A 23,067-nucleotide genomic window follows, 5' to 3' on the forward strand; every position below is an offset into this window, starting at 1 on the left:
CCTAATTATCCCAACTTAATTTGTCTAAGAAGACAAAGCCATTCACATTACTTGCCGATATTTTAGCTCCAAACTCTACTGCTTTTCCCGCTTTTCCACGCACTATTGGACGCACGTGAGGTTGGCTTACACTCACAATTCTGTTTTCTACTTTATTTGTCTTTTTTTCATACATTTCTAACTGTTGCTCATACACTTTTCCTATCGTTACAAGCTCTTCTTGCTCTTTTTTCGTTAGTTTTTCTAACTTTGCTCCCTCTTCTATCATTTTTTCTATATCAGACAAGTTTCTTTTTATATATCCTAGTTGTTTTTTTGTTCCTTTTCTTCTTTCTTTTTTTGACACACGACGTTTTTTTGCTATGGCTAAGTACTCTTTTCTTGCCACTTCCCTATAAGTCCTCGGCTTTTCTTTCCTTTTCTCTTTTATTTCTTCATACAGCTTATCTATTATTTTTTCTGTTTTTTCTCTGGCATCATTCAATATTCCTATATCCGTTGGATATTTTATATCTGCTGGTGTACAAGTCGCATCTAACAATAACTTTCCTTCATTTTCTTTTTTTTCTGACGCTACACCCGTCGCTTTTTTTCTATTTCTTTATTAATTTTATTTATTAATTCCATTCCTATTTTTTTACGAAAATGAACCATCATTGACGCATTAAATGCTTCTTTGCTACTATAGCTTTCCATTCCTATAAAGTACTGTAAATAAGGGTTCTCTTTTATTTGTTCTACTGTTTCTCTGTCACTTTTTCCTGAAATTTCTTTGATAATTAATGCTCCTAATGCCATTCTAAATGATTTGGCTGGGGCTCCTTTTTTTTCTGTGAAGTTTTTTGCATATTCTTCCTCATATTCTTCCCAAAGAATCATTTTTGACATTTCTATCCAACGATTTTCTTCGTCTAACTGCCCGCCGAACAGATTTTTCAAGTTTTCTGGTGTTTCAATTGAGTACTGTTGCTTTCGGTACATCTGCTTTCTCTCTTCTTAATGCAATGGTTTTGAGGCATTCTACCCTATTTTCGTGCATTCTAGCGGTTCTTAATTCGCCTACTATTTTTCTCCGTAAAGGTTTCAGCTTTTTTCAGCAAGCCCTATGTAGCGAAGGCTATTGCTAGAGGAGAAAAGCCTGATACAGTAACCTATCTGGCTGAACGTGCTAAGTTATTTGGTTTGGTCAAAGCTGAGAGAAAGCGACATCGAGAAAAGGCCGCTCTCAATCAACAAATTTGGGAACCCATTCCTTTAAGTTGACACGGATGAATATCTGCTCCTTCCAATAATCTTCCTACCTGTCGAGGAGATATACTTTCCACTATTCCTTGCTTTACTAATTCCTCGGCTAATTCTCGTCCTGTCCAGTGACTTATCGGACGCTCATAATTCTTTGGGTCATCACAGGCTAATTTGAACAACTTCAAGATTTGTTCGCGTTTAAACTTGGCGGGTGCTCCACTACGTTCAGCATCTTTGATTCTTTCTGTTATTTCTATTTCACTTTTCTGTCCTGCTATCCATCTTTCTCTCCATTGACTTGCCATTTTTCGGCTGATTTTTAATTTTCTAGCAATTTCTCGATTATTTTCTCCCTCATCTGCCAGAAGCACTATTTTTGCCCTTAAGGCAATTTGCTGCTCTGTTGTATGACGATTTATCAGTTTTTCTAGATGTTCTCGTTCTTTTGCTTCCAACTTTAACTCTTTGGGGGCTAATCGGGGCATGACTTTTTCTCCTATATACCTATATTTATCTTTTTATCGGTTGCCTAATAATAGTATCTTAACTTACGCCTTAGACTACTAGTTGTTTTTTTGTTCCTTTTCTTCTTTCTTTTTTTGACACACGACGTTTTTTTACTATGGCTAAGTACTCTTTTCTTGCCACTTCCCTATAAGTCCTCGGCTTTTCTTTTCTTTTATTTCTTCATATCGCTTATCTATTATTTTTTCTGTTTTTTCTCTGGCATCATTCAATATTCCTATATCCGTTGGATATTTTATATCTGCTGGTGTACAAGTTGCATCTAACAATAACTTTCCTTCATTTTCTTTTTTTTCTGACGCTACACCCGTCGCTTTTTTTTCTATTTCTTTATTAATTTTATTTATTAATTCCATTCCTATTTTTTTACGAAAATGAACCATCATTGACGCATTAAATGCTTCTTTGCTACTATAGCTTTCCATTCCTATAAAGTACTGTAAATAAGGGTTCTCTTTTATTTGTTCTACTGTTTCTCTGTCACTTTTTCCTGAAATTTCTTTGATAATTAATGCTCCTAATGCCATTCTAATTGATTTGGCTGGGGCTCCTTTTTTTTCTGTGAAGTTTTTTGCATATTCTTCCTCATATTCTTCCCAGGGAATCATTTTTGACATTTCTATCCAACGATTTTCTTCGTCTAACTGCCCGCCGAACAGATTTTTCAAGTTTTCTGGTGTTTCAATTGAGTACTGTTGCTTTCGGTACATCTGCTTTCTCTCTTCTTAATGCAATGGTTTTGAGGCATTCTACCCTATTTTCGTGCATTCTAGCGGTTCTTAATTCGCCTACTATTTTTCTCCGTAAAGGTTTCAGCTTTTTTCAGCAAGCCCTAGCCAGACGATACCAGTGCCGAGAATTAAGCCCCACTTATTGCTGTGACTAATTACAATAATACGTCTGATGTGAGTTAAAATAACCTAGTAGTCAGCAAGGGTTTTAGCCCCCCCCTTTAATTAGAGAAAGCATCAATTAAACGAGTTTACGCCATTCCATGCTCCAACTCACATCAGGCGTATAATATTAGGATTCTCTCCCTGATATCAGGATGGTCATTATATTTTAGTTCGCTCTGTAGCTTTTCTTTTTCTTCTTTTTTTAGATAGTTTTTTACTGGCATAGCTTTTCTCCTTTTTTATTTTCATTATATGCTATTTAGATGACTAACAGCTTAGCTCAGCATCCCCAGAAAACTCAGTTCTTTGACTTCCATTCCTGCAAAACCCAACAGTCAACTCGTTCACTCTATTGTGAAAGACAGAAGCAAAATCACTTCTGTATCCTACACTACTGTTTGAATTTGGAATTGCTGTCCTAAAGTCGTCTGATTCTGGAGGAGTATCACCGTTATGATTATTCATAATTTATTCGGGGAATTGTTTACCACTATTCTAGCAAGTTTATCGGCTTTTTTTCTTTAAAAAGTGGCTTAATTAGAAGTTCTGGATTTGGGAACCAAACCCCTACCTAATCAGGTTATTTTGTAGGGGCGAATTTGGTCAGTGAGTTTATCAAACTGCGATCGCCTTTTGATGTAATAAATCGCCCTTTAATGTAATAAATTGTTGTTGGATTCAATAAGACGATGGATTTAGAAACCAAAACCCTACAATTTTTTGATGTTTTGCAGATGTAATGTTTTAAGATGATGATGTCGAGGCATAATCCTCCTCGTTGACTTTCTATCCTTAATCCTTAAGACATCTGTTAGCATTCTGTGGCAATCGATTCTCAAACCCTGTTCCATGAAAAACTACAGGCAGGTAAACTGGCTTTTGATCGGGGTCAGTATCGTCTTAGTATTGATGACTTTAAAACGGCATTGAGTTTGGTGAATCTCAGTTCTAAACAGGGGGGAGAAGCTCAACTTTGGCTAGTTATGGCCTATCAAGCAGCTGGTGATTTAGACACGGCCCGATCTCTCTGCCGTAAACTGACCCATCACCCCCAAGCCGAATTACGGAAACAGGGCAAACAGGTTTTGTCCATTCTGGAAGCTCCGCGTCTAGCAAGACCGAAGGAATGGATGACCGAAATTCCTGATTTAGCAAACATGACGGCTTCTCCTCCCTCCTATGTTCAAGGGACTGGCAAAAAACGGACAGCAAAAACGGTTTCCCCGATCCAGTTTGAAGACAGAAGCAAGATGAACACCCAGGATAATGGCTTTATTGTCTTAGCTATTGTGACTGTACTTTTACTGATTGGGGGGGCTGTCTGGTTTAGTTAATCAAACATTTGCATCGATAGTTCATTGGCAGCAGAATAATCTCAAAGGTCAAGATTTTGACAGATTTTTCTGGTCAATTCAAATTCCCAAAAATTCAGAAAATTTGATACTCTAAGCTAAATAGCTTTGGAAAACGAGAAAAGCGTGAATATTACGATTGGACGAGGAAAAACGGCGCGTCAGGCCTATGGTATCGACGAAATTGCACTGGTTCCCGGAGTGCGTACTTTAGATCCTAGTTTGGCGGATACTCATTGGAACATTGGTGGTATTGAGCGAGAAATTCCTATTATTGCCAGCGCGATGGATGGTGTCATTGACACTCGGATGGCCATCCTATTATCGGAGCTAGGTGCTTTAGGCGTGCTGAATTTAGAGGGTATTCAAACTCGCTATGAGGATCCCAACCCAATCCTAGATCGTATTGCGGCGGTCGGAAAATCGGAATTTGTCGGGCTGATGCAGGAACTTTATGCCGAACCGATAAAACCGGAATTAATTCAACAACGGATCATCGAAATTAAGGCTCAAGGTGGTATTGCGGCGGTCAGTTTAACCCCTGCGGGTGCTGCTAAATTTGGTCAAACCGTGGCGGCGGCGAAGGCTGATTTGCTCTTTATTCAAGCGACAGTTGTTTCCACTGCTCACCTTTCCCCCGACTCGACTCCCTTCCTCGATTTGGGAAAATTCTGTCAGGAAATGCCAATTCCAGTCATTTTAGGGAATTGTGTCACTTACGAAGTTTCCCTGAGCCTGATGAAAGCGGGGGCTGCTGCTATTCTGGTCGGCATTGGCCCTGGTGCCGCTTGTACTTCACGAGGTGTATTAGGAGTTGGTGTTCCTCAAGCAACCGCCGTGGCTGATTGTGCAGCGGCCAGAGATGATTACTATGCGGAAACCGGCCGATATGTACCAGTTATTGCCGATGGTGGTATTATTACTGGCGGTGATATCTGCAAATGTATTGCCTGTGGTGCAGATGCCGTCATGATTGGTTCTCCGATCGCACGGGCAAAGGAAGCGCCAGGGCGAGGGTTTCATTGGGGCATGGCCACACCAAGTCCTGTTCTTCCCAGAGGAACTCGTATTAGTGTGGGAACTACTGGCACCATTAAGGAAATTTTGACTGGGCCAGCCAGACTAGATGATGGTACGCACAATCTTCTCGGTGCTTTAAAAACCAGTATGGGAACCCTAGGGGCCAAAAACATGAGGGAAATGCAGCAGGTAGAGGTTGTGATTGCTCCCTCTCTTTTAACAGAAGGGAAAGTCTATCAAAAAGCGCAACAGTTAGGCATGGGTAAGTAACTGATCCGTACTTCTCCCAGTCCCCATGAACAAATTCTTCGGTAGTGTTCTGAATCTGTGGATAAGACCAATCGCAATTAGTGCGCTGACAACGTTCTAGAAAAGCGATCCACCTGTCTAGAACATTACCGTAATAGACTGGCTCGTTCTAGAAATACGATCCATCGGTCTAGAACATTCCCCAATTAACAACACCTTTGAACTTTCTCATTATTGCTAACTGTCACTGCTCACAGGACGACGGATAATCATGATTATATACTTAAATTGATCACCTATCTTTTCCCGTTGATTAATCAAATAGATACTAATCAGGGTTAACATTACCCCGCCCCATTGCAAAAGACTTAAGACTTCTCCTAGCCATAAATTGCCAAAACTGAGGGCAAACACAGGAGTTAAAAAGGTTAAGGCACTCAAACTGGTGAGATTTCCCTTGGCTGCTAAAAAGAAAAAGACTCCATAGGCGATCGCGCTACCAAAAATAGTGGCATAGGACAAATTCAACCAACCATTAAAATCAATATTTTGCCATTGTTGACTTTCTCCCCATAGAGATAACCCCAAAAGCGGTAGTCCTCCCAAAATCATGTGCCATCCCGTCGCAATAACCGGATCCACCTCTCGACAAACAAAACGAATTAGGATCGTTCCCGTTGTCATTGAAAGAGATGCCAACAGCATTAATCCTTCCCCACTGTGAAAAAAGTCCTGCCAATGGCCAGAAATTGCTAACGATTGAGTTTGCCATAACTGATAAAACCATTCATCAGGCAGTCCAATTAAACTAATACCTAAAATCCCAATTCCCAGTCCTAACCATCCCCAAAAACCAATCACTTCTTGGAATAGCCAATGAGACATTAAAGCCACCGCTAAAGGTTGGGAATCAATAATCACGGAACCTAATCCTGCTCCCGTTCTAGCCAAGCCTTCTGCTAAAAAACCTTGAAAAAGTGTCGCATCTACTAGCGCGAAGAGGCTAATCCATAACCAGCCCTTGCCTGATATATGTTGGTTTCGTCCGAGGTAAGCGGCGGCGATCAATACCAAAATTCCGGCTGGTATTAAACGCACGGCTGCCACAAATAAGGGAGTCGTTTGAGGCATTACGCCTTTCATGGCCACCATTGCTGTTCCCCAAAGAAAAAAGGGAGATAGTAGGAGGAGAACCGACCAGACAGAGGGGGTTGTTTTCGGACTGGGAAAAAGGGTCATAGGAAAAATGGGTAGAAACCCCGTCCTTTAACGATAGTGGAGGACGGCTTGACAATCCCTTTCGGGAAGCTGGTTTTTAATCGCCGATAAGGCCAAGAACCAGCAAACTCGTTTAAGTCCCTTCCCACAACACAACTAAGATGGCTTGTCTGACAACGCCTTACCAATAAGGCTTAGAGGGAATCCGAACTAGGGAAGTATTCGGAAGTCTGTACCAAGTTGTGTCTCAATGTGGTAGTCTCTACTTGCGTTGCCCAAACTGGTCCAGGCAAGCCCCGTCCCTTTTAGGGCGGGGTTAGTGACAGGAATGGGCTGTTAGGCGAGATATTTGCCAGCAGTTAGCCTTAAAGTCTTAATCGTATCTTAAATTTTGTCAGATTGTATCGTTTTGTTAACGCTATGACAGCATCACAGTTGCCAACCCTCAAAACTAGAACTTTAGTCCTGAAAACCCCAAAAATTGGAAATGATAGATATAATGACTTAGTAAATATTCGTTAAGGAGACTTCCGATTTGCGATTTCCTGTGTTACTGGCTTTGACTGCTTTACTTTTTCCCTTGCCCGCGCTTTCCCAAACGGCTACCTACTATGGGCATCACTTGTCGGGGCGACGCATGGCCAACGGCCGGGCCTATAACCCAAATCATTTGGTTGCGGCTCATCCCCGTTATCCCATCGGGACTCGTTTAAAAGTGACCAATCGTAAAACCGGAAAATCGGTCATTGTCACTGTCAGCGATCGCTGTTCCTGTTCTTTAGATTTGAGTCGGGCAGCCTTCCGACAAATTGGCAATACCCGCAAAGGTAGGGTTCCCGTTACGGTCAGTCGTCTTTAGACAAGAAGACAGTTTTCAGGATGACAAAATCGTGAAGTGATTGACTTTTAAAACCGGGCCAATCATCGCGATCGTCATAATCTCTTCTTGAACAGTACCTTCGATCAATACTGTTTCCAGGGGGTGACAGAGGTCTGAGGGCGGATTCCATAATTCGTAGGTCTGTCCTTCTTCACTAACTAAGGCCCAAACCCCCATCCCAAATCCTTTGCGCTCAATTTTGCCTTTAATCTGCATGGTGATCCTGTGGAAATTTGAGGAAAAAAGAGAAAAGCTTAAAGCTTAAACTGATCGAGCTTCACTTTTACTGGCTAACCAGGCTAAACCTAGACAGAGTAGAGCATTAATGCCAAGAAAGGTCTGGGCGATCGCACCTCCACCAATTAACCAGAGAACGGGGTGCAAAAGGGCTGCAACGATCAGAAAAGAGCTAACGCCCAAAGTGGCTCCGATCGCAAAACGTTTACCGGCTCGATTACCCAGTAATAAGGCCATTAAACCTAAAGGAATCAACAAACTGGCAAAAAAGGGATTGAGTAAAGAGCTACCCTGTAAACTATTGGCTAATTCGGGGAAAGAACTGCCTAGCAAACGAAAGGGCCACTGGGGCAAGTCAAAAATATAGAATCCTTGCAGAAAAAATAAACCAGAACTTCCCAAAATCAAGCCCCAATGATAGGGAGCCGTCCAACTAAAAGGAAAATAATAGCGCAGTAAAAAGGCCAACAAGTAAGACCCCAACACCATGGCCACTTTGGGTAAAAGAGCGATCGCGCCACCATCGAACCAGAAAATCGGATTAAGATAACCATTGTCTCGTAACCAACGGAAGAAATCTTGAAACGATAACTTACCTTTGAGGGTCAATGTCACCGCTTCCCCCGCATTTAACTGTCCCGCTCCGTAATAGTTAAAAGTATCTTCTGGGACTTTTTGAGCCGATCGCTTGATAATATCGAGAATTTCAGCCGGCTGGGAAATTTGGTTAACCGTCAACTTCTCTGCCTTGCCTTTGGTTTGCGGATTGAGAGCCAATTCCTGTTTTGCCACCTTCAGTTGAGCCGATTGGATCAGAGCCACTGTGCCTGCTACGTGGGGAGCCGCCATACTGGTTCCCTGAAGCCCGATAAAAATAGGTTTACGACTAGTGGGATCAATGGTTTCCTGTAGGATTTTGCCATCTTTGCCCCCATCACTACCGCCTGGAGCCGAAATATCGATACCTGCCCCAAAATTAGAGTAGGGAGCTTTATGACCCGTTGCATCTAAGGCGGCCACACTAATCACCTTGGGATAACGAGCCGGATAGGAAGCCGCATTGCGATTTTCATTGCCCGCCGCCGCCACAATTACCACGCCCTTACTGTAGGCATAATCAATGGCATCCTTAAGGGTTTGACTTTCGCCGCCGCCGCCCAAACTGAGATTAATAACACTAGCTCCGTGATCCGCCGCATATTCAATGGCTTCAGCAATATCGGCCACTGTGCCACCACCACCGTCAGACAAAACCTTGAGGGGCATAATTTTCGCTTTGTAGGCAATGCCGGCTACCCCATATTGATTGTTGGTTGATTGGGCAATCGTGCCGGCAACGTGGGTTCCATGACCATTCTTGTCACTTGTGTCATTATTATCTTCGACAAAGTTATAACCTTCGACAAATTCTGTTTTCCGTAAATCAGGAACGCGACTAACTCCCGTATCAATAATAGCAACGGTAACGCCTTCTCCTTGACTGTGATCCCAGGCTTTATCTACTCCGATACTGCGAAAATTCCACTGTTTACCGTAGTCAGGATCATTAGGGGTTTCTAGGGTTTTATAGATGTAATTGGGTTCGACATAATCGAGATAGTCTTTGCCAATCGATGATCGTAATTTACTTAAGTCCTTTCCTTTGCCTGGGATGGTATAAAGATGATCCTTGATCGAAAAGATACTGTTAAAGTCGGCTGGCCGCTTAATATCCGCCGAGATCGCTTTCATTTGTTCACTCAGCACTGAGGTCGGTAAATCATCCTTAAAATTAACAATAATTGAATTGTATTGACCTCGGCCCGCTAACCCTTGGGTCTGAACAAAATGAGATAGGGCCAGCCAAATAGTACCAATAAATAAAATAATGAATAACAGTTTTTTCATAAATTTTTTCATAAATTTAAGGACAAGTGAGTGAGGAAATTTCGATACATGATGGAGAATTGGCGATTATAGGTTCAAGAGTGCCTATGCTGAGGACTTGTTCCAAATCTGTAACGGTTTTTCTTCTCCCCAGAGGTGCATTGCCTTGAGCGACATAGTACACAGGTCTTGAGATCTATATTGATTATTGCTCATTTCTACGGGTTTAGAACGCGCCTCTCGCACAGGACATCCGGCTCTGAAGTAAATTCCACAAAAGAAAACCGCCATTGAGGGGTTGGCGGCTATCTAGCAATCGGAGGGTGATATTGACTTTATGTCTTACCCTCAGGTTAGTTCCAATGACTGGGAGATTATGTAGCCCAGATAACGGAAAGTCTAATTACTGACTACTTTGCCGCGTAAGCATGTAAGGGTTCCTTGATAAAACGAATATAAAAATGTTTAAAGGTTGATCGCATTACCCTGGGCAGACCAAAATCGATCGGCATTAAGGTTTCGGGTAATTTCCAATCCGTTACCACCAGTTCACGGGGATGGGCTAGGGGAAAGGTAATCTCTTCTAGACTGGCGCATAGTCCTAGACGACGCTGGGCCGCCAGGGTGGGGACATGATCGGGATTGACTTGTAAAATATCAGCGATCGCCCAATCAAGGGCAAAAACATCAGCAGAGGCCGCCAAAACACCCAAGGGGCGAGGTTCCCCATTAATGGGGCCATTACCCTGATGACCAATAATCCCATCCAGAATCGTCAAATCGGGATTAATTGCCCTGGCTGTTTCCACCAACATTTCCCCAAAGCGATCGGCATCTTTCCCAGCCTCCATGTGCCACCAGGCCTTCATTTTACCCGGAACACAACCAAAGAGATTTTTCACCCCCAAGGTCATCGTCAACTGGCTATGGGACTTCACTTTTGGTAAGTTGATAACTACATCGGCAGCCATAGCTTCTTTGGAAAGCCTTAGATGATTAAAATTCTCACTCTCGGTAAAGTAGCGATCGCCGTTAAATTCCACAATGGGAATCTCTAATGCTTTGAGTAAAGGTAAATAACCATTAGCTTCGGCAACCCCGTGAGCGGTTCCAAAGGCGGGACTATCTCCCATAAACGGCTTACCCCCCACCGATTGCACCATCTGAGCTACACAATAAACCAGTTCTGGGCGAGTAATACACTCATTACCTGGACGGCTGGCGGTCAGTAAATTGGGTTTTAGTAAAACGCGATCGCCCTTTTTGATAAAAGCGGCCATTCCCCCCAAGGGTTCAAGCAACACTGTTAAAGCCTGGGAAAGGGTTTCGAGATCGTAGGAATCCGCAGATAGTAAACTAACCGTTGTTGCCATAGTGACTGAATAAAGGGTTTAGTGGTTATGATAACTATTTGCCAAATCCCTTGCCACGATTTGCGGTGGGCAAATTTAGACAAGCTTCAATTTGTTCCCGTAGTTGAGTATGATCTAGGTTTTGACCAATTAACACTAACTGATTTTTAGGTTCTCCTTTCCATTCATCATCTTCGAGGGTAAAACGCTTACCACTGAGATGAAAAACATGACGTTTGGCACTTTCTTTAAACCAGAGAATACCCTTCGCTCGAAAGACATTACTTGGTAACTGATTATCTAGAAAATATTGAAACTTACGAATTGAAAAAGGCTTATCACTTTCAATCGATAAGGAAGTAAAACCATCCATTTCTAAATGATTGGAATGGTGGTGATGGTTGTGGCTGTGATCGTGATGATGATCATGGTGATGATCGTGATCTTCATGGGTGCAATCGGCTGTGCATTCATGGTCATGGTGTTCATGGTGGTCATGATGCTCATGAGGTTTATGGCTTTCGGGTTCTGATGTGAAATATTTATCAGACTCAAACAAGCCCACGCTGAGGATGAGGGGTAAGGGTACCTGGGACTTTTGTGTGCGAATAATACGGGCAGACTCCTTCATGTCACGGATTCTGACTTCTAGAGCATCCACATCCGCTTCATCGACTAAATCAATCTTATTAAGAACAATAATATCGCCGTAGGTAATCTGACTCTGGGCAGCCTGGCTATTAAATAAGTCCAAGCTGAAATTCTCGCAATCAACCAAGGTGACAATCGAATCTAAACGAGTCATATCTCGTAATTCAGTCCCCAGAAAAGTCAGGGCGACTGGCAGTGGATCGGCCAAACCTGTAGTTTCTACGACGAGATAATCTACTTTCTCTGGACGTTCTAAAACCTTATAAACTGCGGCAATCAAATCTTCATTAATGGTACAACAGACACAACCATTACTTAATTCCACCATGTTTTCATCGGTGGTGATAATCAGTTCATTATCAATGCCAATTTCACCAAATTCATTGACAAGAACAGCAGTTTTAAGTCCCTGTTGATTGGTGAGAATATGGTTAAGTAAGGTTGTTTTACCACTTCCCAGGAATCCCGTAATGATCGTCACAGGTAAACCCTGTTTGGGGGGATTCATGGTGAGAATTGGTTCAGGTTTTTCAACGGTCTGCATAGATTTCTGGGTGGTTTGGCGCAACAGGTCACGTTTTTATGGTATCACGGCCCTCCGGCGATCGCCTTAGTCTGGAATCGAGGCTTAGACGGGGAGCAATCTGACGGGTTAGATCGTTGTGATATATCACTCCTTAATTTTCGGGCAAATCAATATTGGTAATAAAGCGATCCTTATCAAAGAAAATAAACACATCCTGAGTACCTTTCGTAAATTTGAGAGTGGCGATCGCCACATCAGGAGAAGCGGGAGAGGGATTAGTCTTGGTTTCAACATCCAGCAATTTTCTAAACTGACCGTTCTTTTCTAACAGACGAGTCCAACCTTTTTGAATGCGGGGGGGAAGGATTTCCACCTTAAGCAAGGGACTTAAATAAGTTCTGGCCTTGGCATAATCTTGACTACGAAGAGCTTCGATAAATTCTTCCACAATCTGATCAATACTTTTGCCCATTGTCCAGTTGGCTGCAATCAGTTGTTGCTGCTTATTAAACGTTAAAAGGATATCCTCTGTTTGCCCAGAAAACTGCACCGTTAGTTTAACAATATCGGCATTAACCACGTCAATAACTTTTGCAGCCAAGATCTTCTGAAAACTGCCAGATCGGGCAATTAACTCTGTTTGCCAAAGTTGTCCTATTTTTTCTGGAGTCCAGATTTTTTGCAGTTCCGGCGAGAGTAGAGCCTGGGCTTTGGCATCAGGGCGAACGCATCTAAAAATGATACAGATACAAGAACATTATAGAGGGATGGATAAGGGAAAATAAGGGAAAGTGCATAGAAAACAAAAGCGATGAAACTCCGACCCAAATATAGACTGGTAGAACACTTTGCCGAAATAGATGACCCTCGCATCGAACGAACAAAACGGCATAAACTCATTGATATTCTAACGATTGCCATCTTAGCCGTCATTTGTGGAGCAGAAGGTTGGGTAGCCATGGAAAGTTTCGGCAAGGCTAAACATCAATGGCTAAAAAAAATTTTGGAATTGCCAAATGGCATCCCCTCCCACGATACGTTTGCGCGTGTATTTGCTAGTCTGAATCCAGAGCAATTTCAAGACTGTTTTCTGCATTGGGTCAAAAGTATAGCGGAGGTAAGTGAAGGGGAAGTGATAGCGATTGACGGCAAAACCCTTCGCCACTCCTATGATAATGCCAACGGAAAGGGCGCAATTCAGATGGTAAGTGCATGGGCAACAGCAAATCGTCTAGTACTAGGACAGTGCAAGGTGGAAAGCAAATCGAATGAAATCACGGCGATACCCAAACTCCTGAAAATGCTAGAGGTCAAAGGTTGTATCGTAACGATTGATGCCATGGGAACTCAGACAAAGATTGCCCAACAGATAGTAGGGCGAGGGGGAGATTATGTTTTGGCATTGAAAGGCAATCAAGGTAATCTATGTGAGGATGTTGAACAATTATTTGCTCATGCTCAATCGGTTAATTTTGCGGGAATTAAGCATGATTTTCATCAAACAATAGACAAGGGACATGGACGGATTGAAATTCGCCGTTGCTGGACGATGGAACAAACAGAATTTTTGCTGGGTGGGGAGAAATGGGCAAAGTTGACGAGCATCTGTATGATTAAAGCGGAGAGACGATTGAAAGACAAAACAGAGTATGAGACCCGCTACTATATCAGTAGCCTGCCGAGTAATGCTCAAAAATTATCCCAATCTGTTCGTAGTCATTGGTTGATAGAAAACTCTTTACATTGGGTTCTAGACTTGGCCTTCAACGAGGATGCTTGTCGCATTCGTAAGGATTTTGCTCCTGAGAATTTAGCCGTCTTACGCCATATCGCTCTTAACTTGCTCACAAAGGAAAATACTCTGAAACTTGGTATCAAGAATAAACGGCTACGCGCTGGTTGGGACGAGGACTATCTCCTTAAGGTTTTACTCGGATAAGATGCGTTTGCCCTGGCTTTGGCATAATCCTGGTTGACAATCAGCATCACATAGTCCTTAGCTTGTTGAATAATGCTTTGCTTCTGACTGTCTGTTAACGCTTGGGCTATGAAGGGAGTTCCCGCGATCGCCTGATTGCTACTAGGCATTTCCCACAAGACACTGGTCAATCCGCAACAGAGGACGGACAGTAAGAGGGTTCGAGGGGCTAGTGATGGAAAAAGGCTCATAATAGGGGCGACTCCTCAACAATCCAAATAAATACGAAGATAAACTTTTCCTAGTTTAGGCTAATTGCGGCGATCGCGGGGCTAAAAGTTTAGGAAACCGATGAGATTTACAGAAAGATTCACCCCTAAAAAGTAACCGCCTCATTTTGACATTGTTCTTGCTTGCGCTTTAGGATCTGAACAACCTGCTCATATTCTTGTTCAAGGCGATTGAAAAGCATCGCTATTTCGGTCAAATTTTTCTCTTGGAGACGAGATTCTATCTCTTTACAGAGTTTGCCTAAATTGGTTGCGCCAATCCTAACACTAGCAGAACCGAGAGATTTTATCGCGTTTTCCAAACCGTCCCACTCTCCAGAGGAAATCACCTGAGCAATCACAATTAAATGCTGAGGCGACTCCTGTAAATAGGAAGAAATTAAGTTATGGATCACCTGATGCGCACGACTGCCAGCCATTTGAGCTAAAACTTCTAAAGGCTTGGGATCAAATACGTTTAAGTTCTCAGAAAGATTAATCAATTCTGTCGCCGATTTTAGCGGGGTTGGGGAAACGCTAACAGCAGTCCGTTCCGGGACAGATGTTGTGGGTAAGCTCGATGGCGGAGCCGTCTTTTCACTGCTTTCTGGAACTGACAAAGGCACGCACCGAGCCAAGGCCTGTTGAAGCAACTCAATATTAATGGGTTTAGAAAGATAATCATCCATACCGGCAGCCAAACAATTTTCCTTATCTCCTGGCATGGCCTCTGCGGTCATGGCAATAATACGAGGACGAGGAAAAATGTCTTGATAGATATGATGGGTTGCGCTCAGACCATCCATATCAGGCATCCGCACATCCATGAGGACAACATCATAGCTCTGATGGTGGAGTGCTTTCAAGGCTTCTAGCCCATTGCTAACGATATCGGCCTGATAGCCCAATTTACCGAGTAACAAACGAATCACAGCCTGATTCACCGTCACATCCTCGGCGACCAAAATTTTAAGGGTGTGCATCGGAGCAGAAAATTCTCCCGGCATCGGTTTAGCTGGAGTCATTTTAATGGGTTTTTCCGAAACAATATGTAGTAAGTTTTTATACAACTCAGACTGCTGAATAGGCTTATTTAAGACTCTTATATAATGTAGGTTTTCAATTTCCTCAAAATCATTAAAATTGGTAATTAAATTAATAATTAAGATAGGTAAATTATGGTAGCCAGATTGTTGCCGAATTTGGCGAATGAGATCTAGAAAATTATGTTGAGAAGATCCAATGTCTAAAATAGCAATATCAAAATGCACCCCCTGTTGAAACCATTCTAGGGCCTTTTCCCATGAGTCAACGGCGCAGGTAAAGATCCCCCAGGATTGTGTTTGCTGGGTAAGAATTTTTTGATTCGTGAGGTTATCGTTAATAATCAGTAAACGTTTACCCATTAATTCCTGTATGGATTGGGTAATATTCAAATTTGCCTTGGATTTTATGGCTTCAACAATAATGGTAAAGTAGAAAGTTGAGCCATAATTTTCTTCACTATGTACCCAAATCTTTCCCCCCATTAATTCGCAAAGACGTTTACTGATCACTAATCCTAAGCCGGTTCCTCCATATTTGCGGGTGGTGGAAGAATCAATCTGACTGAAGGATTTGAATAAACGTTCTAGGCGATCGCGGGGAATACCAATCCCTGTATCTTTGACCGCAAAGCGAATTTCATACTGAGACAATGATGGTTGAGTTTGATCTAGGTTTTCCTTCTCAGCACTATCAGGAGAAGAGAGCAAGGTTGAATTGACATAAACAACCACTTCCCCTTTCTGAGTAAACTTAAGAGCATTACCCACTAAATTCGTTAAAATCTGACGCAGACGGGTAATATCTCCCACAATTGAAATAGGGGTTTGGGATTCAATAAGATAGCCTAATTCCACTGGCTTGTCCGCAGATTGAGACACAAATAGTCTTAAAACATCTTCGATACATTGTCTCAGGTCAAAAGAATGTTGTTCTAACTCTAATTTGCCCGACTCAATTTTAGAAAAATCCAGAATGTTATTAATCATCATCAGAAGCGTGTCGCCACTGTTCCGGATCAAGTGGACAAATTCTTGCTGTTGAGAACTAAGAGGCGTGTCTAACAACAATCGCGTCATACCGGTTACAGCATTAAGAGGAGTTCGCATTTCATGACCAATCATCGCCAGAAATTCATTTTTTTCCTGTTGCATCTTCTCCAGATAAGGGGAAAGCAGGGCTGGATCAGGAACAGTCGGCACAAAGAAAGAGGTATTTTGTTGAGCAGTGAGTAACGATTCAAGAACTTGTATTAAATAAAATAAAGCTTCTTGTTGGGCATTGGCCAGGGCAACGGGAGAATGGTAATGTCCCGGTAAAGTTTGTAGTTGATTGATCAGTTTTCCAAGGGAGGGCTGCAAGGCATCCAATAGCTGTGTCGGCGAGGAAAACTCATCCACATCAGCAGAGACAAGGGCGGAAACGGTATTTGGGAGTGCGGGCGAAGGCAAGACTTCTACTTTTTTGATGGGGGTTTCTAGTTCTGCTTGAACAACTTGTTTAAAATAATAGCTGTAGAGCAAAACCAACAAAATATCAACGATTAAGCATAGCAAGAGAACTTTCAATCCATAGGCAAAAGACTCCATGACCATTTGGGTGCGAGAATAACCAATGGTCAGAACGCCGAGAAACTTGCCGGCGGTCAGAATCGGTCTCCTCAGTTTGATGATATTTCCTCGCTCTTCCAAATCCTGGATAATGTTGGCAATTTGCTTATGTTTTTTCTGGGCATTAGTACGTAGATTTAGTAGGGTCGGATCATTTAATTGGAGAAAACTGGCGACCATAATCTCTTGGTCATCACTAACCACTCCATATAAAGGGGAAGGACTATTTACGGTGGGAGCAACCAGATAATCTAAATTGGCATCACTAATTTTGAGATGGGGGGGAATAGCGGTTTGTCCTAAAAAACGGGTGAGCAATTCTAGACGATCATCTAATCCATTTACTCGGCTGTGATAATGTGACAAACTCAGAATGCCAGCCACTAAAACTTGACCGCTCACCATAAATAAGCTGACAAGTCTCAAAAAATTTGTCATTTTTTTGGGGCTAGTTTTTTGAGATAGCAGAAAACGATTGGCCATACCGAGAGAGTACTTAAAGGTGATGGTTGATCATATAAATTAAAACATAGAAACATAAAATTATTCTTGTCTATAACAATTACAATCGACTTACCTCTCTATTGACTCCTGGCAGAAATTAGGTTCTATTGTTGACCTTTTCTTCTAATACACAATGCAGTGCAAAAAGCGTTATATTCGCTTGAATAATCACTAAGCTCATAAGTACTATGGCAATTATAATGGTACATTGTCGCTATTTGCTAGGTTGATGTAGCGATCGCCTAAAATCGGCTAAAATCCGATCACGCTTCCAAATCACTAACATTAGCATAACAATATGCTCAAACGTAATTTTGCGATCTATTACTATATTAGGTAGGGCAATATTTTATGTCTAGACGTTCCTTTCGAGCGGGTGCGACTTTTAGTTGATGAAGGAAAAGAAAAGTGTTAACATGAGATGAAAAGTGACAAAGAGGAAACAATGATGACAGCAAAACTAATTAATGTAGAGGGTTCAAAGATAAAAATAGAACTAACATTAGAACTCAGTCGTTCAATGTTGGATACAGAAATAAATATTCAAAAAGGCTTAAACGAAGTAGGTTGCATCGCCAGCAAAGAAGCCTTGAAATATTTAGATACAGATGGTTCACCCTTAAAAATCGGTGAAGAAATCTGGAAGAGTAAGGGAGAGCAACCGAAAGAATATCAAACACCTTATGGTGAGGTTATAGTGAATCGTCATGTATATCAGCGTTCAGTAGGAGGAAAAACGTATTGCCCCTTAGAAAGAGAAGCAAGGATAATCATAACATCAACGCCATTATTGGCAAAACAGGTATCCTCAAAAATGTCAGGGATGGCAGGCAAAGAGGTGAAAAATGATTTATTAGAAAATCATGGTAGAAAAGTAGCGCTATCCTATATCCAAAGATTGAGTGAAGCAGTAGGAAGTGTGGTACAGGCAAAAGAAGAAGCGTGGAGTTATGCCCCGCCCAAGGAGGATAGCCAAATTGCAACAGTGGGAATAGGATTAGATGGAACCTGTATGCTGATGTGTGAGGATGGCTACCGTGAAGCAATGGTGGGAACCGTTTCCCTATACGATAGTGAGGGAGAACGTCAACATACAATCTATCTAGGTGCGGCACCAGAGTATGGAAAAAAGAGTTTTCTAGAAAGATTAGAAAGAGAAATTGAGCGAGCGAAAAAACGTTATCCAGAGGCAACATTGGTCGGGATAGCAGACGGGGCAGAATCAAATTGGAAGTTTTTAGAAAAGCAAACGGAAGAACAGATATTAGATTTCTATCATGCCTCTGGTTACTTAGGTGCCTTGGCAGAAGCGTTGCATCCGAATACAGTGTCAAAACAAAAAGAATGGTTGACTGAAAATTGTCGAGAACTCAAGCATGAAAAAGGAAAAGCAGGAGAACTGCTAAATCTGATGAAAGAAGTCAAAGAAGAAAAAAGTCATTCTAAGAATCTTACCGAGAAACTACAAGCGGCGATTACTTATTACGAGAATCATCAGCATCAAATGGATTATGCTGAATACTTAGAGAAAAAGTATCCGATTGGTTCAGGTGTTACGGAAGCAGCTTGTAAGACGTTGGTCAAACAACGATTATGTTGTTCAGGGATGCGATGGAAGGAAAAAGGAGCAGGAATTATTTTGAGCCTACGAGCTTTGGTATTGACCAAGGAACGATGGAGTCAATTTTGGGCAAAACTTGATCAATATGGGTTCCCTGTAGAACCCTGATTACAACAGCTTTTATCAACTAAAGGTCGCACCCTTTCGAGCTTCTACTAGTGGCATTGCTAGAGCCAAGAAAGCCTTCGATAGTAAGGGATGGACTCAGGAATATCTAGCGACTGAGGCCGGTCTCTCCAGTCGGCAATCGGTCTGGAAGTTTTTTACGGGGCGGCCCATTGAACGCTATATCTTTAAAGAAATTTGCTTCCGACTGGATATCGACTGGGAAGAAATTGTCGATTTACCTAAAATGGAGGCCGAACCTGAAATTGTTCAGACAGCGATCGCCTTAGATGCTCAATCTAGCCTTGAAGACTGGGTGAAATTTCTCCGTAGTCAACTCCATGACTTAATTCAGACGACCTGTAATACGTTGCAATCCTCTTTTGATGTAACTCAGCCGGAATTGAGTGATATTTATACCGCGCTTTATATTTTGCCCCAACCTGCCCGTCAGCGGTGGCTAGAAGTTTCTGATTTGAAGGAGGCTCAAGCAACCACAGAACGCCTGAATCTTTCGCCCGATAATCCCCAAATGATTGCCGGGATTGACGTAATTGCTGAATATTCCAAGTTAATGCTCCTAGGTAAACCAGGGGCCGGCAAAACCACTTTTCTACAATATTTAGCCTTGCAATGTAATCAGGGTAATTACCGCGAGGATTTAGTTCCTTTTTTCATTCAACTGCGGAGTTTAATCACGGAGAATTCAGAGGAAGAAGAGTTTAATTTTAGCCATTATTTTAGCCAACTTTTTCTCCCCTATGGTATTCCCCAAGATAAAATCCTCTTACTCTTACAAGAAGGTCGTTTTCTTTTACTCTTAGATGGACTCGATGAAATTTCCCTACAAGAAAGTGAAAAATTATTAAAACAAATCGATAAGTTTGCTCAAGACTATTATAAAAACCAAATTATTATCACCTGTCGTAGTGCCTCTCAAAACTATCACTTTCGGGGTTTTAACTATGTGGAAATTGCCGATTTTAGTTATCCTCAAATTGAGATTTTTGCTCAAAAGTGGTTTATGGCAGTGAATTCTGATCCTAACCAGGGAGTCAAAAAAGCCGAGCAATTTTTAGAACAGCTTAATCGTCCTGAAAATCGTCCCATTCGAGAGCTTGGCATCACGCCCATTTTGCTCAATCTCATTTGTTCTGTCTTCCGAGAACGGGAAAGTTTTCCAACGAAACGCTCAAAACTCTATCAAGCGGGTCTAGATATCCTTCTACAACGCTGGGATCAGGCACGGGGCATTCAACGGGATCAGATCTATCGTCATCTGTCTTTGACGGATAAAATTAAGTTATTGTGTCAGATTGCGGCTACGACCTTTGAACAGGGAAACTATTTTTTTGAAACGCCGGATGTGCTGAGTTTAATTGAGGATTATTTGAGAAATTTATCCCAGAATTCATCCCCCACAACAACGGATCTGGAAACCCTTTGGCTCAATAGCGAGGCCGTTTTAAAGGCGATCGAATTACAGCATGGTCTTTTGGTAGAAAGGGCTAGAGATATCTATTCCTTTTCCCATCTAACATTTCAGGAATACCTCACCGCCCGCAAAATTGTTGCGACTCCAGCAAAGCAACTTACCCTTGAACTGGAAAGGTTAGGTACTAGAATCTATGACAAAAATTGGCGAGAAGTCATTGCTTTAACGGTAAGTATGTTACCGAAAGCGAATTTTCTTTTGCAGCGAATGAAGATGATCCTTGATGACTCGGTTCAGCAAGATCCAGACTTAATTAACTGTTTAGAACAGATAGAAACGAAGGTCAAGGGATTAAAACTGGCCTATCAACCAGCGGCCATCAGGGCCTATTATTTTACCCTCTTTCTCTACCGAGATTTAAACTTAGCGATCGCCTTGGATGTGAAATTTGGCAGTCAACAAACTCTCTCCAAAGAATTAGCCCTAGATTCGGCCCTCGCTAGAATTTATGGAGATGCGACTAAGCTTCAGGAAAATCCCGATGCTAAGAAGTATTTGCATTTTTGTTTTGGACTGGACTTAGAACAAAAATTTTCGCTTGCTCCTGACTTTGCTCAGGCGTTTAAAACGCTCAAGGCAGATTTACCCAGTCTTGAACCATCCCCAACGGCTTGTACAGAAACTCCCTTGAGCATTGCAGATTGGTGGACAGAAAAAGGATCGGATTGGTTAACAAAATTCTGGCAAATGCTGATCCAGTATCGTGGGATTGGACAATATTGGCGGGCTTCCTCTAATAAAATCCATCTTTGGTATCAGTACTATCAAGGTAATCTCTTTTTAGTGGAATGTTTACACAGTGACTGTGCGGTTGATCCTGAAGTTCGTCAATCCTTGGAAGCCAATTTAATGACTGTCCCCCACTAGTTTTTGATAGTAATAGTAATATTAATTTTTATGATTGATTACCGAACTGCTCAGGAATTCCTACCAGGCTTCCAACTTATTCAAGGTGAAAGACGGGATAAACCACTCTTATTAAAATTTCTTCAGCAAACCTATCAGGAATTATTTCCTCAGCAACAGGACTTCAGCCATTTAATTCAAACGGTAGATCAATATTTTTCCTCTCGTTCTCGTCTCTGGCTGGTGACCCTTCAATCTTCTCCTTTAGAACCTTTAGATGCGGATGCAGCGATCGCCGCTCTCTGGCTGGGAAATGCGATCAATCAGGTGACAGGTAAACGCTATACCCACATTTTTATGCTTTATGTTTTGCCTCCCTATCGTCGTCAAGGGATTGCTAAAGCCTTATTAAAAACTGCTCAACAATGGGCCCAACAACGAGGAGATCAACAAATTGGACTTCAAGTTTTTTCCCATAATCAAGCTGCCTTAAACTTGTATAAGCAAATGAATTTTCAGACCCAAGCAGTACTCCTTTTTAAACCGTTGTCTAGCCACCATCAAGCTGATGATTAGAATCCCCTGCCATCGTAGGGCGATAATGGCTCTTTGGCAAAATTGGTTAGGGGTTTCGTTAACCCCCAAATTTGAATAGAATCATTATATTGTTTGCCATTACTGACCTCTGCATTAGCATATAGTCCCCAGTGGGCCCGCAGTAAATGCAAGGTACTATTCTGCAATTGTCGTAAATTCCCACCATTAGCTCGAAAAATAGGTTGACCATCCATCCAAACCACCATGAGCGGTTGCTGATAATCGACATAAACCGTAAATCGCACCCACTGACGCAAGGGCATATAAATGGGATACATAACACCATTGATGGTTTCCCAACCATTCCCATTTTTAAACTGATTAAATTCACCTATATGGGCTAATTCTAAGCGACCTTGAGTCCCAACCATTGACATTGTTACAACTTGCCATTGAGGGTTATTTCCTAGTGTTAAGAAGTGCATCCAATCAGTGTTTTTCGCCTTGCTTCTGTCCCAGTCAACCCAAGTATAAAAACGGTTAACAACCGGAATAGGTCTTTGACTCACATAGTCAGGATTGGCTACATCCAGATGAAGAACAGGATAGGCGCGGTGGTTTTGACCATCGGTTTCGGGTCCCGTAATTAAACCTTTGTAGAGATGGTTTCCTTGAATAGGTCGGATATTTTCTGTTTGCGCTTGCTTTTGATTTAAAATTGTCCAAAAGGATTGGCGATACCCTGTCGGTTTACCATTGCGCGAAAACATTCCTGTATTGTAAGCCGGACTATCCCAGGTAAACCATTCCCCTGGAAACCCTTTTTCAAAACTAGAATACCAAATAGGAATAGCTTTTGGTAATTGAGCAAAAAGGTTATTTTCTAAGATATTAGACTCTGTAAAGCTATTAATGAAATTAGGAATACAAAGAATAATGAAAACAATGCTGATAATTGCCCAAAAAATTCCCACTTGTTTCTTCCAAAATTTTGGGGAAAATAGAGAAGACCATCCCCATTGCGATTCTGGCTCTGAATGGAGCGATCGCCGAAAAGGTTTAGATGGTTTTGGGGAAGACCGATAACGAGACATGGGCAAT

Annotated in this window: 17 protein-coding genes and 2 pseudogenes; 7 read left to right on the top strand and 12 right to left on the bottom strand. The window is 42.0% G+C overall.

All coding sequences use genetic code 11. The features are described from left to right. Positions 1 to 4: 4 nt before the first annotated feature. From KA717_01490 to KA717_01500, 3 genes and pseudogenes are all read right to left on the bottom strand, one after another. Positions 5 to 981 (bottom strand): annotated as a pseudogene (locus tag KA717_01490) (IS5 family transposase). Positions 982 to 1,229: 248 nt separating this feature from the next. After that, a complete protein-coding gene (locus KA717_01495; GenBank protein ID UXE61672.1) occupies positions 1,230 to 1,730 on the bottom strand; it encodes a helix-turn-helix domain-containing protein in 501 nt (166 codons plus the stop codon). Positions 1,731 to 1,809: 79 nt separating this feature from the next. Then, positions 1,810 to 2,480, bottom strand: a pseudogene (locus KA717_01500) (transposase). 1,007 nt (positions 2,481 to 3,487) lie between these two features. Here KA717_01500 and KA717_01505 point away from each other — a divergent pair. Together KA717_01505 and KA717_01510 are read left to right on the top strand one after the other, a co-directional pair. Then, positions 3,488 to 4,000, top strand: a complete 513-nt coding sequence (locus tag KA717_01505) for a tetratricopeptide repeat protein (GenBank protein ID UXE61673.1) — start codon at positions 3,488 to 3,490, stop codon at positions 3,998 to 4,000. Between the two features lie 144 nt (positions 4,001 to 4,144). Next, positions 4,145 to 5,308, top strand: a complete 1,164-nt coding sequence (locus tag KA717_01510) for a GuaB3 family IMP dehydrogenase-related protein (GenBank protein ID UXE61674.1) — start codon at positions 4,145 to 4,147, stop codon at positions 5,306 to 5,308. A gap of 216 nt (positions 5,309 to 5,524) precedes the next feature. Here KA717_01510 and KA717_01515 read toward each other — a convergent pair whose 3' ends face one another. Continuing rightward, the gene (locus KA717_01515; protein UXE61675.1) at positions 5,525 to 6,526 is read right to left on the bottom strand and encodes a DMT family transporter; all 1,002 of its coding nucleotides are present in this window, start codon (positions 6,524 to 6,526) and stop codon (positions 5,525 to 5,527) included. Positions 6,527 to 7,142: 616 nt separating this feature from the next. Between KA717_01515 and KA717_01520 the strand changes: the two genes are divergently transcribed. Further along, on the top strand, positions 7,143 to 7,364 hold the full coding sequence (locus KA717_01520; GenBank protein UXE64522.1) for a septal ring lytic transglycosylase RlpA family protein: 222 nt from the start codon (positions 7,143 to 7,145) through the stop codon (positions 7,362 to 7,364). A gap of 15 nt (positions 7,365 to 7,379) precedes the next feature. Here the strand turns inward: KA717_01520 and KA717_01525 are convergent, their stop codons facing one another. The 5 genes from KA717_01525 to KA717_01545 form a co-directional block, all read right to left on the bottom strand. Then, positions 7,380 to 7,562 carry a hypothetical protein gene (locus KA717_01525; GenBank protein UXE61676.1) on the bottom strand — a complete coding sequence of 61 codons (183 nt, stop codon included), beginning with the start codon at positions 7,560 to 7,562 and terminating at the stop codon, positions 7,380 to 7,382. Positions 7,563 to 7,646: 84 nt separating this feature from the next. Beyond that, entirely contained in the window at positions 7,647 to 9,509 is a 1,863-nt protein-coding gene (locus KA717_01530) for a S8 family peptidase (protein ID UXE61677.1), read from the bottom strand. A 389-nt stretch (positions 9,510 to 9,898) separates the two neighbouring features. Further along, positions 9,899 to 10,861 (bottom strand): DUF362 domain-containing protein, encoded by a 963-nt coding sequence (locus KA717_01535; GenBank protein ID UXE61678.1) that lies wholly within the window; start codon positions 10,859 to 10,861, stop codon positions 9,899 to 9,901. Between the two features lie 34 nt (positions 10,862 to 10,895). Next, the gene (locus KA717_01540) at positions 10,896 to 12,035 is read right to left on the bottom strand and encodes a GTP-binding protein (GenBank protein UXE61679.1); all 1,140 of its coding nucleotides are present in this window, start codon (positions 12,033 to 12,035) and stop codon (positions 10,896 to 10,898) included. Positions 12,036 to 12,168: 133 nt separating this feature from the next. Beyond that, the gene (locus tag KA717_01545; GenBank protein UXE61680.1) at positions 12,169 to 12,618 is read right to left on the bottom strand and encodes a DUF3887 domain-containing protein; all 450 of its coding nucleotides are present in this window, start codon (positions 12,616 to 12,618) and stop codon (positions 12,169 to 12,171) included. A 210-nt stretch (positions 12,619 to 12,828) separates the two neighbouring features. On the opposite strand from KA717_01545, the gene KA717_01550 reads away from it, so the two are divergent. Beyond that, on the top strand, positions 12,829 to 13,956 hold the full coding sequence (locus tag KA717_01550; protein ID UXE61681.1) for an ISAs1 family transposase: 1,128 nt from the start codon (positions 12,829 to 12,831) through the stop codon (positions 13,954 to 13,956). Here KA717_01550 and KA717_01555 read toward each other — a convergent pair. Both KA717_01555 and KA717_01560 read right to left on the bottom strand, forming a co-directional pair. Beyond that, positions 13,929 to 14,186 carry a hypothetical protein gene (locus KA717_01555; protein UXE61682.1) on the bottom strand — a complete coding sequence of 86 codons (258 nt, stop codon included), beginning with the start codon at positions 14,184 to 14,186 and terminating at the stop codon, positions 13,929 to 13,931. The genes KA717_01550 and KA717_01555 overlap by 28 nt on opposite strands. A 125-nt stretch (positions 14,187 to 14,311) precedes the next feature. Further along, a complete protein-coding gene (locus KA717_01560; protein UXE61683.1) occupies positions 14,312 to 17,296 on the bottom strand; it encodes a response regulator in 2,985 nt (994 codons plus the stop codon). 514 nt (positions 17,297 to 17,810) lie between these two features. Here KA717_01560 and KA717_01565 point away from each other — a divergent pair. From KA717_01565 to KA717_01575, 3 genes are all read left to right on the top strand, one after another. Then, on the top strand, positions 17,811 to 19,091 hold the full coding sequence (locus KA717_01565; protein UXE64523.1) for an ISKra4 family transposase: 1,281 nt from the start codon (positions 17,811 to 17,813) through the stop codon (positions 19,089 to 19,091). 244 nt (positions 19,092 to 19,335) lie between these two features. Then, positions 19,336 to 21,450 carry an NACHT domain-containing NTPase gene (locus KA717_01570; protein UXE61684.1) on the top strand — a complete coding sequence of 705 codons (2,115 nt, stop codon included), beginning with the start codon at positions 19,336 to 19,338 and terminating at the stop codon, positions 21,448 to 21,450. A gap of 30 nt (positions 21,451 to 21,480) precedes the next feature. Beyond that, the gene (locus KA717_01575; protein UXE61685.1) at positions 21,481 to 22,005 is read left to right on the top strand and encodes a GNAT family N-acetyltransferase; all 525 of its coding nucleotides are present in this window, start codon (positions 21,481 to 21,483) and stop codon (positions 22,003 to 22,005) included. Here KA717_01575 and KA717_01580 read toward each other — a convergent pair. Beyond that, positions 22,002 to 23,060 (bottom strand): hypothetical protein, encoded by a 1,059-nt coding sequence (locus KA717_01580; protein UXE61686.1) that lies wholly within the window; start codon positions 23,058 to 23,060, stop codon positions 22,002 to 22,004. The two genes, KA717_01575 and KA717_01580, sit on opposite strands and share 4 nt — an antisense overlap. Positions 23,061 to 23,067: the final 7 nt, after the last annotated feature.

The organism is Woronichinia naegeliana WA131, from assembly GCA_025370055.1.
Classification (GTDB): domain Bacteria; phylum Cyanobacteriota; class Cyanobacteriia; order Cyanobacteriales; family Microcystaceae; genus Woronichinia; species Woronichinia naegeliana.

What these genes read in the sequence shown, in the direction of transcription:
- KA717_01495 (UXE61672.1), bottom strand. Translation starts at nt 1,730, where the DNA reads ATGCCCCGATTAGCCCCCAAAGAGTTAAAGTTGGAAGCAAAAGAACGA.
- KA717_01515 (UXE61675.1), bottom strand. Translation starts at nt 6,526, where the DNA reads ATGACCCTTTTTCCCAGTCCGAAAACAACCCCCTCTGTCTGGTCGGTT.
- KA717_01520 (UXE64522.1), top strand. Translation starts at nt 7,143, where the DNA reads ATGGCCAACGGCCGGGCCTATAACCCAAATCATTTGGTTGCGGCTCAT.
- KA717_01525 (UXE61676.1), bottom strand. Translation starts at nt 7,562, where the DNA reads ATGGGGGTTTGGGCCTTAGTTAGTGAAGAAGGACAGACCTACGAATTA.
- KA717_01530 (UXE61677.1), bottom strand. Translation starts at nt 9,509, where the DNA reads ATGAAAAAACTGTTATTCATTATTTTATTTATTGGTACTATTTGGCTG.
- KA717_01535 (UXE61678.1), bottom strand. Translation starts at nt 10,861, where the DNA reads ATGGCAACAACGGTTAGTTTACTATCTGCGGATTCCTACGATCTCGAA.
- KA717_01540 (UXE61679.1), bottom strand. Translation starts at nt 12,035, where the DNA reads ATGCAGACCGTTGAAAAACCTGAACCAATTCTCACCATGAATCCCCCC.
- KA717_01550 (UXE61681.1), top strand. Translation starts at nt 12,829, where the DNA reads ATGAAACTCCGACCCAAATATAGACTGGTAGAACACTTTGCCGAAATA.
- KA717_01555 (UXE61682.1), bottom strand. Translation starts at nt 14,186, where the DNA reads ATGAGCCTTTTTCCATCACTAGCCCCTCGAACCCTCTTACTGTCCGTC.
- KA717_01560 (UXE61683.1), bottom strand. Translation starts at nt 17,296, where the DNA reads ATGACAAATTTTTTGAGACTTGTCAGCTTATTTATGGTGAGCGGTCAA.
- KA717_01565 (UXE64523.1), top strand. Translation starts at nt 17,811, where the DNA reads ATGACAGCAAAACTAATTAATGTAGAGGGTTCAAAGATAAAAATAGAA.
- KA717_01570 (UXE61684.1), top strand. Translation starts at nt 19,336, where the DNA reads ATGGAGGCCGAACCTGAAATTGTTCAGACAGCGATCGCCTTAGATGCT.
- KA717_01575 (UXE61685.1), top strand. Translation starts at nt 21,481, where the DNA reads ATGATTGATTACCGAACTGCTCAGGAATTCCTACCAGGCTTCCAACTT.
- KA717_01580 (UXE61686.1), bottom strand. Translation starts at nt 23,060, where the DNA reads ATGTCTCGTTATCGGTCTTCCCCAAAACCATCTAAACCTTTTCGGCGA.